The sequence below is a fragment of the Amylibacter sp. SFDW26 genome (assembly GCF_009184395.1).
In the GTDB taxonomy this organism is placed as follows: domain Bacteria; phylum Pseudomonadota; class Alphaproteobacteria; order Rhodobacterales; family Rhodobacteraceae; genus Amylibacter.
In genome coordinates, this window is the sequence record NZ_WEIC01000001.1 from 69,297 (window position 1) to 82,892 (window position 13,596).

The 13,596-nt window shown below is 45.5% G+C and carries 14 protein-coding genes; 7 read left to right on the forward strand and 7 right to left on the reverse strand.

The genetic code is table 11. The annotated features are described in order from the left end of the window. Positions 1–9: 9 nt before the first annotated feature. On the reverse strand, positions 10–1,383 hold the full coding sequence (locus F9L33_RS00375) for a cache domain-containing protein (protein WP_193221921.1): 1,374 nt from the start codon (positions 1,381–1,383) through the stop codon (positions 10–12). A gap of 185 nt (positions 1,384–1,568) precedes the next feature. On the opposite strand from F9L33_RS00375, the gene F9L33_RS00380 reads away from it, so the two are divergent. The 3 genes from F9L33_RS00380 to F9L33_RS00390 all read left to right on the forward strand — a co-directional run bounded on the left by F9L33_RS00380 (position 1,569) and on the right by F9L33_RS00390 (position 6,397). Then, positions 1,569–2,651: a TRAP transporter substrate-binding protein gene (locus tag F9L33_RS00380; protein ID WP_152140760.1), complete on the forward strand. Its 1,083-nt coding sequence runs from the start codon at positions 1,569–1,571 to the stop codon at positions 2,649–2,651. A 109-nt stretch (positions 2,652–2,760) separates the two neighbouring features. Beyond that, entirely contained in the window at positions 2,761–3,744 is a 984-nt protein-coding gene (locus F9L33_RS00385; RefSeq protein ID WP_152140761.1) for a TRAP transporter small permease subunit, read from the forward strand. 1 nt (position 3,745) lies between these two features. Beyond that, entirely contained in the window at positions 3,746–6,397 is a 2,652-nt protein-coding gene (locus F9L33_RS00390; protein ID WP_152140762.1) for a TRAP transporter large permease subunit, read from the forward strand. Between the two features lie 40 nt (positions 6,398–6,437). Here the strand turns inward: F9L33_RS00390 and F9L33_RS00395 are convergent, their stop codons facing one another. The 4 genes from F9L33_RS00395 to F9L33_RS00410 form a co-directional block, all read right to left on the reverse strand. Beyond that, positions 6,438–6,821, reverse strand: a complete 384-nt coding sequence (locus F9L33_RS00395) for a GFA family protein (RefSeq protein WP_152140763.1) — start codon at positions 6,819–6,821, stop codon at positions 6,438–6,440. Between the two features lie 92 nt (positions 6,822–6,913). Then, the gene (locus F9L33_RS00400; RefSeq protein ID WP_152140764.1) at positions 6,914–7,342 is read right to left on the reverse strand and encodes a DUF1178 family protein; all 429 of its coding nucleotides are present in this window, start codon (positions 7,340–7,342) and stop codon (positions 6,914–6,916) included. A 73-nt stretch (positions 7,343–7,415) separates the two neighbouring features. Continuing rightward, complete coding sequence (locus tag F9L33_RS00405) at positions 7,416–7,973, reverse strand: GcrA family cell cycle regulator (RefSeq protein ID WP_152140765.1); 558 nt, start codon at positions 7,971–7,973, stop codon at positions 7,416–7,418. A 107-nt stretch (positions 7,974–8,080) separates the two neighbouring features. Continuing rightward, on the reverse strand, positions 8,081–8,980 hold the full coding sequence (locus F9L33_RS00410) for a DMT family transporter (protein WP_152140766.1): 900 nt from the start codon (positions 8,978–8,980) through the stop codon (positions 8,081–8,083). 120 nt (positions 8,981–9,100) lie between these two features. Here F9L33_RS00410 and F9L33_RS00415 point away from each other — a divergent pair, with 120 nt between their 5' ends. Genes F9L33_RS00415 through F9L33_RS00430 form a run of 4 tightly spaced genes read left to right on the forward strand, consistent with a single transcriptional unit; the run spans position 9,101 to position 12,748 of the window. Continuing rightward, positions 9,101–10,279, forward strand: coding sequence for an aspartate aminotransferase family protein (locus F9L33_RS00415; protein ID WP_152140767.1), 1,179 nt, complete (start codon positions 9,101–9,103; stop codon positions 10,277–10,279). Next, positions 10,276–11,202: an ornithine carbamoyltransferase gene (gene argF, locus F9L33_RS00420; protein WP_152140768.1), complete on the forward strand. Its 927-nt coding sequence runs from the start codon at positions 10,276–10,278 to the stop codon at positions 11,200–11,202. Before F9L33_RS00415 ends, argF begins: the two co-directional genes overlap by 4 nt. A gap of 54 nt (positions 11,203–11,256) precedes the next feature. Next, positions 11,257–12,183 carry a threonine/serine dehydratase gene (locus F9L33_RS00425; protein ID WP_152140769.1) on the forward strand — a complete coding sequence of 309 codons (927 nt, stop codon included), beginning with the start codon at positions 11,257–11,259 and terminating at the stop codon, positions 12,181–12,183. A 10-nt stretch (positions 12,184–12,193) separates the two neighbouring features. Beyond that, on the forward strand, positions 12,194–12,748 hold the full coding sequence (locus F9L33_RS00430) for a cysteine hydrolase family protein (protein WP_152140770.1): 555 nt from the start codon (positions 12,194–12,196) through the stop codon (positions 12,746–12,748). On the opposite strand, the gene F9L33_RS00435 is transcribed toward F9L33_RS00430, so the two are convergent. Both F9L33_RS00435 and F9L33_RS00440 read right to left on the reverse strand, forming a co-directional pair. After that, complete coding sequence (locus F9L33_RS00435; RefSeq protein ID WP_152140771.1) at positions 12,745–13,230, reverse strand: YHS domain-containing (seleno)protein; 486 nt, start codon at positions 13,228–13,230, stop codon at positions 12,745–12,747. The genes F9L33_RS00430 and F9L33_RS00435 overlap by 4 nt on opposite strands. A gap of 160 nt (positions 13,231–13,390) precedes the next feature. Continuing rightward, entirely contained in the window at positions 13,391–13,585 is a 195-nt protein-coding gene (locus F9L33_RS00440; protein ID WP_152140772.1) for a hypothetical protein, read from the reverse strand. Positions 13,586–13,596 lie beyond the last annotated feature (11 nt).

Below are 13,596 nucleotides of genomic sequence, written 5' to 3' on the forward strand. Positions count from 1 at the left end.
ATGGCCCTTCTAAAAGCTTCCTTTGGTGGCGTCTTTTTCGATTGGAATTGTAACCGAAACTGTAAAACCATGCGGTTTAGCATCTGCAAATTTAATCTGCCCATTAAAGCTATCGATGCGTTCTTGCATGTTACGTAACCCAAGGCCAGATGTCACATGTGCTGAGCGTTCATTATAATCGGCTCCGCGTCCGTTATCTTTGATGCTGAGCTGCACACGCGTCTTTGTCTTTGACAGTTTGATGGAGACAAGGCTTGCATCAGAATGTTTGGCACAGTTTGTAAGGGCTTCTTGGACGACACGGTATAGGGCTGTTTTGACCTCATCACTTAGTAAGTTGTGAACGGGTTGCGCGTCTACTTTTACATCAAACATATTGTGTTGTGAGAAGTCAGCACCAAGTCCTTTGACTGCGGCGGCAAGTCCCATATCATCCAATACGGAGGGACGTAGATCCATTGAAATACGGCGAACTTCATTAATTGCAGCATCTAACGCTTTCATGGATGTATTGATTGGTTTGATAACTTTTGAGCCCCTACGGGTGTTCGATAGGGCGTTCTCTATTCCATATCGAGCTGAGACAAGAAGTTGGCTGATACTATCATGAAGCTCTCTAGACACGCGTTTGCGTTCATCCTCTTGGATTTCCACAATGCGTGCTGTTAATGATTTTAATTTTGCATCGGCCAAACGTTGTTCTGAAAATTGTAACCCAGCCAAAATAATAGTTGTAACCGAGATTGCGCCTACAGATAAGAGAAGTAATACAAAGCGTGTTTGCTTAATGGAATTGCTCATTTCGGTCTGCACGATATTCACCTTTTCAGTGACGTCATCCAAGTAAATACCTGTACCTAACATCCAGCCCCATTTGGAGAAATAGGTGGAGTAAGCGAGTTTATCAACGTATTCACCTGTAGAGGGTTTGAGCCATGTGTGCTCGTAAAACCCACCACCGTCTTGACCAATCTTAATCATGTCACGGATAATATGTTTACCGTCACTGTTCTCTAATCCAAGCCAGTTGTTCCCTACAAAATAAGTAAGACGCGGGTTTACAATATTGGTGCCACCTTCATCATAAACAAAAAAATAATTGTCTTGACCGTATGACATCTTACGTAAAATATCAGATGCTTCGCGTTGTGCTTGACGTTTGGTTTTAAGTGTTGATGTATACATTGGTGCGACGGCACCTTCAGCTAGTTCTATGTAGTTTTGCAGCTCGTTTTTTTTGAGGTCTAAATACATTTTTTCAACAATTTCACTTTGCGAGGTTGCCAAGCGATTATACTGAATATTCACCACGAAAATGGTCGCAAACGAGATCAGAATGATTGGTAGCAGAGCTACAAAAACCAATTTTGTCTTATAATTCATAGGGCTTCCTCCCAAAGCGGGTGATGTATACATCAATATGTCTGCAATACAAAGTTCGAAGCCTTCCGTAGTACTACGGATATCATATGGTAGTACTGCGTGTTGTGCTTTGCGCACTATAAAACTAGACAGAATCGATATTGCGAGGACATAATCGCAGTATAGTATCCATTGGGAGGAAATATATGGAACGTCGTAAGTTTTTAACCGGTGCAGCAGTTGCTGGCGCCGCTACAACTTTGGCTGCGCCTTCAGTTGCGCAAGGTAAAAAAGAAATGGTTATCGTGTCTACATGGCCACGTGACTTCCCAGGTTTGGGCTTACCAGCACAGCGTTTGGCCGCTCGTATCACTGAATTAACAGACGGTGAAATTGATGTACAATACTTCGCTGCTGGCGAACGCGTTGGTGCATTTGACTCGTTTGACGAAGTTGCTTCTGGCAACGCACAAGCATATATCGCTGCTGACTACTACTGGAAAGGCAAGCACCCAGCATGGGCCGCATTTACAGCTATTCCATTCGGTCTAACAGCTGGTGAAATGGACGCTTGGATTAAATACGGCGGCGGCCAAGAGCTGTGGGATGAAGTTGCAGGCGAGTTTGGCTTGAAAAACTTTGCTATGGGTAACACAGGCGTTCAAATGGGCGGCTGGTTCAACAAAGAAATCAATTCTGGCGATGACTTCAAAGGTCTGAAAATGCGTATTCCTGGTTTGGGCGGTGACGTTCTTTCAAAACTAGGCGCGTCTCCTGTGTCACTTCCAGGTGGTCAAATTTATGAAAACCTGACGTCTGGTGCGATCGACGCGACAGAGTGGGTTGGTCCATACAATGACTACTTCATGAAGTTCTACGAAGCTGCGAAGTACTACTACTTCCCAGGTATGCATGAGCCAGGCGCACAGCTTGCTTTGGGTATGAATGGCGAATTCTGGGGCGGTCTATCAGACAACCACAAAGCTATCATCGAAGCGGCTTGTAACGAAGAAAACTCACGTACAATGGCGGAAACAAACGCTAACAACGGTGCGTTCTTGAACAAATTGGTTAATGACCACGGTGTTCAGCTTCGTGAATTCAACGATGACGTTTATGACGCGTTCGGTGAAGCTGCGGCTGAAGTTATGGAAGAAGCGCGTGATCACAGTGATCTGGCAGCTCGTACAATGGATGCTGTTGCAAATGCACGTGCTGAAATTGGCGCATGGACTGCTCTTTCAGATACGGCTTACGTCACAAAACGTAACCGTGTGATCAACGGCTAATTAAGCTGATTTGCATTAGGGCCGAGACATTCATTTGTCTCGGCCCATTCGCATAACTCTCTAATTTTATGATACTATTACGACCTATTCTTCTGTGGGAGGAAAACGTATGACACCGCAAAACGCTGCAACGATGTCTGGAACAGACAAGTTGCCAAATAGAACACGCTTTTTGGGTTGGTCCATTTTGTTTGTTATGTTTGTTTTCCTTGCCAATAATTTCGCAACCTATTGGGGCGGCTTACCAGGTGCTGGTATTGACGGCGGCCCATTGGGTTTAATGCAATTGGGATTATACCCACTTGCCATTGTTTTTGCTTTTGAACTCGTTCGCCAAAACGCACAAACAACATTGCGCCAAGACAGTGAAACGATTTCAAATATGAATGCGTTTTTCGTTCGCGCGTGTTTCTTTATCGTCCTTTATATCGGTATCGTAGATACTGTGGTTTCATTCTTACGTGTGGAACAACTTCTTGATGATGTTGTCGGAACAGAGATGACCAAACAATTGGGCCGTTCGCAGTTTCGCGGCGTCTATATACACTTCCCATTGATGATCCTTGGTGTGATCACAGCAATACGCAGCCGTGTGTTGGGTGTTGAATGGCTGGCGCTAATGGTTGTGGTCGCCGAACTTCTGATCGTATTTTTACGGTTCATTTTTTCCTATGAACAAGCGTTTATGGCTGATCTTGTACGGTTCTGGTATGGCGCGCTATTCCTATTCGCGAGTGCTTATACTCTTATGGAAGAGGGGCACGTACGTGTTGATATCTTCTATGCAGGTTTCCGAAATAAAACCAAAGGCTGGGTGAATGCATTCGGGTCTTTGTTTATGGGGATCGCTCTATGTTGGACAATTTTAATTGTCGGTATGGGGTCAAAAAACTCAATCATCAACAGCCCATTGTTAAACTTTGAAACAACGCAATCGGGTTTTGGCCTGTATGTCAAATACCTGATGGCAGGTTTCTTGGGCGTGTTTGCTGTTTCAATGATGATCCAATTTATCAGTTATCTTATGGCCGCGGTTGCAGATTACCGTGGACATGAAGGTAAAACTATTCCTGAAGGCGCGGGGGCCCACTAATATGGAACTGTTTTTTCTACTTCTTCTCGTCGTCATCATGGCCGGCGCGCTTGGATCTGGCTTTCCAGTGGCTTTTGCCCTGCCGGGTGCTTCTATTGCAACGATCCTGATCGCTGCTGGTGCGGGCTACTTATTTGAGGGCTCTACCGACGCTTTCTTTGCCCAAGGGGGACCTAAACAATGGCTTTCGGCGGGTGTAACCAACTTGCGCGGGGTTTATTGGGAACCTGAACGTGATACGCTGATTGCGATCCCATTGTTCATTTTTATGGGTATTATGTTGCAGCGCTCAAAGATTGCTGAAGATCTGTTGATCACTATGGCCAACCTATTTGGCCCAATTCCAGGTGGTTTGGGTATCTCTGTTGTCTTCGTTGGTGCACTTTTGGCTGCCACAACAGGTATTGTTGGTGCGACTGTGGTTGCGATGGGATTGATTTCCTTGCCAGCTATGATGCGTAATGGGTATTCGAATTCACTTGCCACTGGCACGATTGCTGCGTCTGGTACATTGGGACAGATTATTCCGCCGTCTATTGTTCTGATCATCTTGGCAGACCAATTGGCCAGTGCTGCTGATCAAGCAGGGACGATCCGTAAGAACTTGTTCAAAGAGAACACTGGCGAGCTGTCGATGCCATCTTCATACGAGGTTGTTTCGACTTCTGCGGGTGAAATGTTCCTTGGGGCGTTGCTGCCTGGTTTGGTATTGGTTGGTCTTTATATGGCTTACATCCTGATCATCGCATTTATCCGCCCTAAGATGGCACCACCTGTACGTTATAATGGTGTTTATGATCGTGATTTTGCAGTTAAGGTTTTCCTTACATTGATCCCGCCACTTCTTCTAATCTTCCTTGTTTTGGGGTCTATCATTGGTGGTATTGCTACAGTGAACCAAGCGGGTGCGATTGGTGCGGCTGGTGCTTTGGTCATGGCAGGCTATCGTTTGACTGAAGGGCGCAAAGGTACTTATTACCCTGCGATCCTTGCTATTGTTAGTTTGGTTATCATCGGTTTTGTGATGGCAAACTTTAATACCAACATTAAAAACATCAGAACCAGTTCTGATATGTTGGGCGTAGGTCTTGCTATTATTGCGTCACTGTCTTTGATCGTGGCTTTGGTTTGGAGTGCTATTCGTGCGTTCAAGATCGAAGATACATTGCAAAGTGTGATGCGTGAAACAGCGAAAGCGACCTCATTGGTGTTTATCATCCTATTGGGTGCTGCCATACTGACGGCTGCGTTCCGCGCCTTTGGGGGTGAGCATCTTGTAAAAGAATTCCTAGAAGGGATGCCAGGTGGTTTCTGGACGAAGTTCGTCATCGTTATGGCTGTGATCTTTTTCCTCGGTTTTTTCCTTGATTTCATCGAAATCGCAGTTGTGGTTGTGCCTATCGTGGCGCCAATTCTACTGGCCGATCCTGCGGCAAACGTAACGGCTGTTTGGTTGGGTGTGATGATTGGCTTGAACATTCAAACGTCATTCCTGACACCGCCATTTGGCTTTGCATTATTCTATCTGCGTGGTGTAGCGCCTGCTGCCGTGAAAACCATTCAGATGTACAAAGGCGTGATTCCGTTTATCGCATTGCAACTGTTGGCCTTGGCTATTGTTGGTAATACACCGCAATTGGTGAACTATCTGCCAAACCGTGTGGCATTGCTGTCTGATAATGCGCCACCCCCACGTAATCCGAAATTGGGTTATTGTGTGGATCAATATCTGATTGCGGAATTAGATGTTGTAGGTCCTGCTTTGATCAGCAGTGCTGATGCAGCTTCAAAGATTAATCTGAGTCTATTGCCAAAAGACTTAGCGAAATCCACAAGCAAAAGCTTTGCTAATGTTGCACAAGCGGTTGAACAGTTGAAGCTTGCACAAGCAGCAACGGCTGATGTTGAAGCAGCAGCTGGTCCATACCGTCCGATCCACAAAGCGGTGCGTGCATTAGAGCGCGATGCCAAAACGATTGATCGTGAGATCAAAGCGATCAAAAAAGAGATCAAAGATCTGGAAACAGGCGATAGTTATATCGATGAGTTGAACCATGAGATCGAAGAGCTTGAAGCGGATAAGGCTGCATTGCTTGCGCAAATTCCGTCAGACTGGGATGCGGTTTATAAAGCGTTCCAAGAGGTGAATAAGAAAGAAAAGCAGGCCTATTCCAAGTTTAAGAAACTTTCGACAGATGCTTACGAGCCGTCCATAGAGACGCTTGATGTATTGTTAAGCGGTGATGAATTCCGTGCTTTGCAAGACCAATTGATGGCATCGAAAGCTCTTGTTTCTAATAATGCGCCAGCGGATGCAGTTGATCCATTGAACGATCTGAAGCGCGCGTTTAGCGATCTTGGTGGTGCGGGTGATATTGCATCTGCCATTAACAAAGCACGTCGTGCGGTGAAATCTAAAACACCGAGCAAGGAGAAAGCGCAAGACCAGTTAGATAAAGCGATTGCTTTGTATAATGAACAGCTTGCATGGCGCGCAGATGCCGAGGCTCAGGTTGGCCCAGAACTGTCAACCTATGAGCAAAGCCTACGCAGCACGCTTGGTATACGTCAGCAGACGAAGTTCACAGAAGAACAAGCATTGTATGTGGCAAACTGTGTGTCTGATCATCGAGATGTATCGTTGAACTTCTAAAAATAATAGTGCGTCTCTGATTGAGGCGCACTATCCCATTTTATGAGATTTCTAAGTTCCACCACTTTGGGCGTGTTGTGCGATAGGAATGAGTGGTCGGTTTTAACTCTTTGTGGTTTGGCTTATCAAAAACACCTAGAAGTAGTGCCACTGTAGGATCATCATCTATTGCGCCTAAGCTGCTTCCACAAGTTGCACAAAATGCGCGACTTGAATAATCGGATGATCTGTAAGTACTGGGAGTTCCGTTTTCCCCTACCCAAGTGACAGCTTCTTTTGGAAACTCGACCCAAGCCGTAGTTAATGCTCCACTATGTCGTTGGCACATTTTGCATGAACAGGTGTGAGGTTTTAAAGCGGGGCCAATGGCTTCGAACCGAATGGCGCCACATAGGCAACCGCCGCTATAGGTGTATTTTTGCATGTTACCTAAATCCTTAATTTTCGATATAATTTTATTAAATATAATTAAGTGAGTTGGCGAAGGTTTTGTTTGAAAGGCAAAGCTCTACGCTTTTAATTCGCCTTACCTTTATCACCCCAAGGTAATGGGGTCACGGCAATCCCGTCATCAATCAGCTCTTTGGCATCTTGTATCTTTGCTTCGCCGTGAATGGCGCGCTCTGGCGCGTCACCTTCGTGAATGGCGCGGGCTTCTTTGGCAAAATCAGTGCCAACGTTTTCGGAATTTTCTTCAACCTTTTTACGCATCTCAGCCAAAGCTTGTTCCGCAGGGGATGCTGGTGCTGATAATGGGCCTTTAGGTTTGCCAGAGCTGCGTGCTGGGCGCACTTGTGGGGCCATAATGGCCTTTTCTACGCCTAATGCGCCGCAGACAGAACAGGTGACCATGCCGCTTGTTAATAGCTTTTCGAAGGCTTCAGCGGACTGAAACCAACTGTCAAAGGTATGGTCTTTTTCACATTTTAAGCTGTAGCGTATCATGCGAACCTACGATTATTGCTTCACCCTTAAAGATAAGGATGAATTTGAAAAGTTCCAGTAATGGATTCTCACCTTAACGTGCGCGACGATCGCGGCGTGCTGACATTGGCTGGAATGCAACGCCATTATGGGCTTCGCAATAAGGTTTACCTGTTTCAGCAGTCAGACCACAGAACCAGAAATCTTCTGTAGCTGGATCACCAATTGGCCATTTGCATGTGCGTTCGGTCAATTCCATCAAAGACAGCTTTTTTGCGTCTTTTTCAACAGTTGCCACTTTTTCCAAAGCTTCTGCACTGATTTCAGAATTCGAAGGTTGTGGTGGCAAAGGTTGGCCAGCCGTAATAATCGGCTTACGTGGTGGAATGCTTACAGCGGTAGACGGGGAAGACGAAACTGTGGACGTTTCCACTGTCTTTGGTTTTGAAGGTGCTTTTGTTTTTGGCGCAGCTTTAGCTTTTGGTGCAGCTTTAGTTTTTGTTGTTGCACGGTTTGATAGGCCTAAACGGTGTACTTTACCAATTACAGCGTTACGTGTAACGCCGCCCAATTCTTTTGCGATTTGGCTGGCGGATTTGCCTTCCATCCACATTGTTTTCAGAATTTCTACGCGGTCATCTGTCCAAGACATTTTGTGCTCCAAATCTATGCCGTTTCTTAGGCTAGCCTAACTAATTAAACTATCCGCGCGGGCGATGCCAGTGCTTTTATGACAGAAAGGTATCAGAATTGCTAAATTCACACGGTTTTTTGCGAAGCTGCACGTGCTTCGCGACTGGCAAGTAAAATAGCGCCACTGCAAATGGTGATAGAGCCTATTACACTGACTATATCGGGTGTTTGCCCAAAGATGATAAAATCATAGAGCGTGGCGAAAATAAGTGCAGCGTAAGAGAAAGGGGCGATAAAGCTGGCATCACTTAACCGTAGCGCGGTTATATAGCAGGTCTGAGCGCAAACCATTAAAAAACCAATCGCCACCATTGCACACCATTGCAATTGAGTTGGGGCTTGCCAGACAAAGAATGCAATGGCAGCAGAAATCAAAAAACCGATTGTATTGTTGATGATTAATATCTGAAAACCAGTTTCTTTGCGCGTTAACCGTTTCATCAAAATTAACTCTGTTCCCAACATTATGGCTGCTGCCAGTGCAATTAAAGCAGCTGGTTGGAAGGTTGCTGGGCTGGGGCGTAACAAAATAAAGGCGCCGATAAGTGCTATCACAGCTGCTAACCATCGGTATTTACCAACACGTTCCCCCAAAAAAGGGATGGCAAGCATCATAGCAAATACAGGGTTTAAAAAACTGATAGCCGTCGCATCTGGCAAGGGGATCAAGGAAACGGATGCAAACATCAAAGTCACACCAGCCCAACCCGCAGATGTACGAGATATATGCAATTTTAAATTTGGCTTTGTGAAAACGGGTCGGATTGCCATAGCTGTAATAACAAGTGCCATAAGCGCAAAAGTGAAGCGTCCAAAACTGATTTGAAACGGTTGCATCGCAGGCCCAAGATAATCTTGGCCTAATGCTTTTGCCAAAATGTTTATCCCTGCCAAAATAGCCGAGGCCAATAGGATGAGGCCCGCCGATAAAAGTGCGCTGTTCTTGGGGTGCTGATTTTGGGTCATTTATATCTCAAATATTCATAACAAAGGATCACTTAGCGCGAACATGTGCAAGCAAGAATTGACTTAAGGGCAAAGATACGCCAAAGCGACGTTTCTGATATAATTATAGGAGTAAATATCGTGATCCCTTCAGTGTTGCCGACATATGCCCGTGCACCGCTTACTTTCGTTTCTGGCGAAGGAAGCTGGCTGGTGGATGCGTCGGACCGACGATACTTGGATATGGGTGGCGGTATTGCTGTGAATGTTCTGGGGCACGCACATCCCGGTTTGGTGAAAGTGCTACAAGAACAAGCTGCGAAATTGTGGCATACATCGAACCTATACAACATCCCTAACCAGCAAGAGCTGGCGGATCGTTTGGTTGAACATACATTCGCTGACACTGTTTTCTTTACCAATTCGGGGACAGAAAGCATGGAGTGCTGTGTGAAGATGGCGCGTAAGTATCATCATGCGAATGGTAATCCTGAGCGTTTGGATATCATTACCTTTACCGGTTCATTTCATGGACGTTCAACAGGTATGATTTCGGCAGCTCAAGCGGATAAGCTTGTGAATGGTTTTGGGCCATTGTCACCAGGGTATGTGAACCTGCCATTTGGCGATCATGATGCTTTGACGGCTGCGATCACGGATACGACTGCTGCCATCATGGTAGAACCTGTGCAGGGGGAAGGTGGTATTGTGCCGATCCCTGATCAATGCCTGAAAGGGCTGCGCGATCTATGTGACGAACATGGCATCTTGTTGATCTTTGACGAAATCCAATGTGGCATGGGCCGTACGGGTAAATTATTTGCGCATGAATGGGCTGGTATTGAACCTGATATCATGGGTATTGCCAAAGGTATTGGCGGCGGTTTCCCATTGGGTGCTTGTTTGGCAACCGAAGAAGCAGCCAAAGGCATGGTTGCGGGCACTCATGGCTCGACATATGGCGGTAACCCTATGGCTTGTGCTGTAGGGTCCGCTGTGATGGATACCGTCGCGCAGCCAGAGTTCTTGGCGGATGTTAGCCGTAAAGCTGGTCATTTCCGCCAAGCATTAGAAGGCTTGGTTGCCAATCACCCTGACGTTTTCGTTGGTGTGCGTGGTGCTGGCTTGATGTTAGGCGTTGAATGTAAAGTGACAAATATTGATGTTGTAAAGGCTGGTTATGATGCTGAAGTCTTAACCGTACCAGGTGGGGCAAACGTGATCCGCTTGTTACCACCGCTCAATATCTCAAATGAAGAACTAGATGAAGCAGTTGCGCGTTTAGATAAAGCTGCGACTGCGATAGAGGGAACGTTATGACCCATTTCTTAGATATCCATAAAACGGACGTTGCCGATCTGAATAACATTTTGGATCAAGCAAAATCTATGAAAACTGCGCGGGCTGGTTTGCCAAAAGGTACACCTGATGCGGATACACCATTGGCTAACCATATGGTTGCGCTGATTTTTGAAAAACCTTCCACGCGTACACGCGTATCTTTCGATATGGGTGTGCGCCAAATGGGCGGGCAAACGATGGTGCTGTCTGGTAATGACATGCAGCTTGGGCATGGCGAAACCATTGCAGATACAGCACGTGTTCTGTCGCGTTATGTGGACATGATCATGATCCGTACATTTGATGAAAGTGTTTTGTTGGAAATGGCTGAATACGCCAGCGTTCCTGTTATCAATGGTCTGACAGACCGTTCGCATCCGTGTCAAATTATGGCGGACATTCTGACCTATGAAGAGAACCACGGCTCTATTAAGGGTAAAAAAGTTGTTTGGTTGGGTGATGGCAATAATGTTTGTACATCATTTCTACATGCAGCTGGTCAGTTCGGTTTTGATATGACTTTTGCAGGCCCATCTATCTTGGATCCAGAAGATGAAGCCATTGGTTTTGCGCGCTCTAAAGGCGCTTCTGTCTCTATCGAACGTGATGCAGAAAAAGCTGTAGAAGGCGCGGATTTGATTGTCACGGACACATGGTTGTCTATGCATGACAAACAATCGGCACGGGAACGCCGTCATAATTTACTACGCCCATATCAGGTCAATAAAGATTTGATGTCTCATGCTGGTGATGATGCAGTGTTCATGCATTGCCTACCAGCACACCGCGAAGAAGAGGTGACATCCGAAGTGATGGACGGCCCACAATCGCTTGTCTTTGATGAGGCGGAAAACAGGCTGCACGCGCAAAAGGCTGTGATGCGGCATTGTCTGGGGCTTTAATCGCTTGACGGATATCATTTTGTCATAAAATCATAGTCCCAAAATACTGGGACTATGATGATTGTAAAAAACGATATTTCACAAGCTTATGACCGTATTCGGCCATACGTAAGAACCACACCAACTATTGAAATCGAAGCAGATGCATTTTGTAATGTTCCTGTTTCTTTGAAACTAGAACACCTACAATTTACAGGGTCGTTTAAAGTGCGCGGCGCATTGAACACCGTTCTTTCAAAAAACGTACCCGAGGCTGGAGTGGTTGCCGTTTCTGGTGGCAATCATGGGGCTGCAGTTGGGTTCGCTGCTAGTCGGTTAGGACACAAAGCAAAAATATTTGCACCCGATTATGCCGGTGATGTCAAAATGGCGCGTATGCGCCAGTTTGGAGCAGAGGTTGCCCCTAGCGGCACAGATTTCGCTGTCGTCGTTGATAAATATGAAGCCTATGCAAAAGAGACTGGAGCATTGGCAGTACATCCGTTTGACATGCCTGAAGTCATGGCTGGTCAAGGTACAGTTGGACTTGAGTTATCACAGCAAGTTCCTGATTTGGACACGGTCTTTGTTGCCGTTGGCGGTGGTGGTCTTATTGGCGGAATTTCTTCATGGTATGGTGATGATGTGAATGTGATTGCTGTCGAAAGCGAAGAGACTGCAACCTATTCAAATGCTTTGAAGCATGGTTTGGACAAGGGAATTAAACCGTCAGGCATAACTGCAAATTCGCTAGGGGCGCCAAATTTGGGGCGCTTACCCTTTGATGCTTTAAAGCAGCACAATCGTTTGTCTTTGGTTGTAAGCGATGTGCAAATTAAAGAGGCTCAACGTATATTATGGGATAAGATGCGCGTGATTGCAGAACCGGGTGGTGTCACTGCATTAGCCGCTTTAACAACGGGTGTTTATCAGCCACAAAAGGGTGAACGTATCGGCGTGGTCATATGCGGTGGAAACGCTGAAATCGATTGGTTTTTATAGAGTTAGGTGAATGAAAACAGCATTATTGGTTATAGATGTCCAAATGGGGTTTGTTTTTCGCGATGCCGAAGGTGTATCGCGATCTTGTTCTGAAGCTGAACAGAATATAGGCGCGCTTCTAAGTACTTTCCGAGGACAAGGCCTGCCTGTGTTTCACATCCACAATGATGATAAGGCCGAAGCATCGACATTTCGATTTGATAAACCAGGTGGCGCGGTTCAGCCATTTGCACAACCAATCGATGGAGAGCCAGTGATAGTGAAACATGTGAGCAGTGGTTTTGTCGGTACGACATTGGAAGAGGATTTAAAGACGGCTGGTATTGAGCGGCTCATTTTATGTGGTGCAGCTGCGAATTACTGTGTGGAAACAACTGCTCGCATGGCGGGTAATTTGGGATTTGACGCCTATTATGTATCCGATGCAGTTTGGGCTTATGAAAGCACTGGACCAGATGGAGTTTATCACACAGCTGAACAAATACATTCGACAACGCTTTCAAATATTCACGGTGAATTTGCAACGGTTGTTAATAGCACTGATGCATTATGCCTGATTGTTTAAGCCATTTTTGCTAAAACTTCTGGCCAACGTTGATCCCCTTTTCTGATAAAACCATCAATGTCTTTTTCCCACCTTGTTTGAATATTATCATTATAGTTCAAATAAAGCTTTCCACCAACAATGGACCAGTTCTTTGGCTGCGTAGAATATAGCTTACCTTTTGCAGCAACAGCCCATGCACAAAATCCGCCATATTGAGGGGCATAACTATCGGGGGCGGCGGTGAAAAGGTCGCGGTTTTTTGCAGATGCAAATCGCCATTTTGCTCCTTTCCAATCTGATGTGTATGTATCAGATCCGGCTATAAATTTATGTTCAAGGAAATATGCAACAGGGTCAGTACCGCGAATGGCAAGGCCGTTCTCTTTGAAAATAAACTCTGCCTCGAATTGTTTCGGCGCAATTGCTTTATATAAAGCGCCTGCGCCAATTACAGAAACAGCGCCGCCAATCATAAACTTTCGTCTTGATATAAAAGCCATGGTATCCTCCGAAACTATAACAAGCGTAGCATATTATAGTCATACGGTTGTATCAAATTCAGTTGATTGAAATGTCATAGATTTCGGTAAGCCAAAAGAAAATCCCGTTACATATAGGGTATGTAACGGGATAAGATTTTCTTTATGGCAGCTTAATAAACTATTGGAACGTTATATTTACTGTAACGTTCTTTGCCTTTTGCTCTGATAATTCAGCTTCTTTCAGACGATCTATTTCTTCTAGATCAGCCATAACTGCGTTAAAAAGAGATTGATCATTTTTCGACTGTAAACCAGTAGGCCAGTCTGGGATCGTGGTTTCACTACGCTTATATTCTTCAAACGTACGGTGCATTTTAAATACTC

Excerpts from the sequence above, each read along its gene's own strand:
- F9L33_RS00375 (WP_193221921.1), bottom strand. The coding sequence starts at position 1,383 with ATGAATTATAAGACAAAATTGGTTTTTGTAGCTCTGCTACCAATCATT.
- F9L33_RS00380 (WP_152140760.1), top strand. The coding sequence starts at position 1,569 with ATGGAACGTCGTAAGTTTTTAACCGGTGCAGCAGTTGCTGGCGCCGCT.
- F9L33_RS00385 (WP_152140761.1), top strand. The coding sequence starts at position 2,761 with ATGACACCGCAAAACGCTGCAACGATGTCTGGAACAGACAAGTTGCCA.
- F9L33_RS00390 (WP_152140762.1), top strand. The coding sequence starts at position 3,746 with ATGGAACTGTTTTTTCTACTTCTTCTCGTCGTCATCATGGCCGGCGCG.
- F9L33_RS00395 (WP_152140763.1), bottom strand. The coding sequence starts at position 6,821 with ATGCAAAAATACACCTATAGCGGCGGTTGCCTATGTGGCGCCATTCGG.
- F9L33_RS00400 (WP_152140764.1), bottom strand. The coding sequence starts at position 7,342 with ATGATACGCTACAGCTTAAAATGTGAAAAAGACCATACCTTTGACAGT.
- F9L33_RS00405 (WP_152140765.1), bottom strand. The coding sequence starts at position 7,973 with ATGTCTTGGACAGATGACCGCGTAGAAATTCTGAAAACAATGTGGATG.
- F9L33_RS00410 (WP_152140766.1), bottom strand. The coding sequence starts at position 8,980 with ATGACCCAAAATCAGCACCCCAAGAACAGCGCACTTTTATCGGCGGGC.
- argF (WP_152140768.1), top strand. The coding sequence starts at position 10,276 with ATGACCCATTTCTTAGATATCCATAAAACGGACGTTGCCGATCTGAAT.
- F9L33_RS00425 (WP_152140769.1), top strand. The coding sequence starts at position 11,257 with ATGATGATTGTAAAAAACGATATTTCACAAGCTTATGACCGTATTCGG.
- F9L33_RS00430 (WP_152140770.1), top strand. The coding sequence starts at position 12,194 with ATGAAAACAGCATTATTGGTTATAGATGTCCAAATGGGGTTTGTTTTT.
- F9L33_RS00435 (WP_152140771.1), bottom strand. The coding sequence starts at position 13,230 with ATGGCTTTTATATCAAGACGAAAGTTTATGATTGGCGGCGCTGTTTCT.
- F9L33_RS00440 (WP_152140772.1), bottom strand. The coding sequence starts at position 13,585 with ATGCACCGTACGTTTGAAGAATATAAGCGTAGTGAAACCACGATCCCA.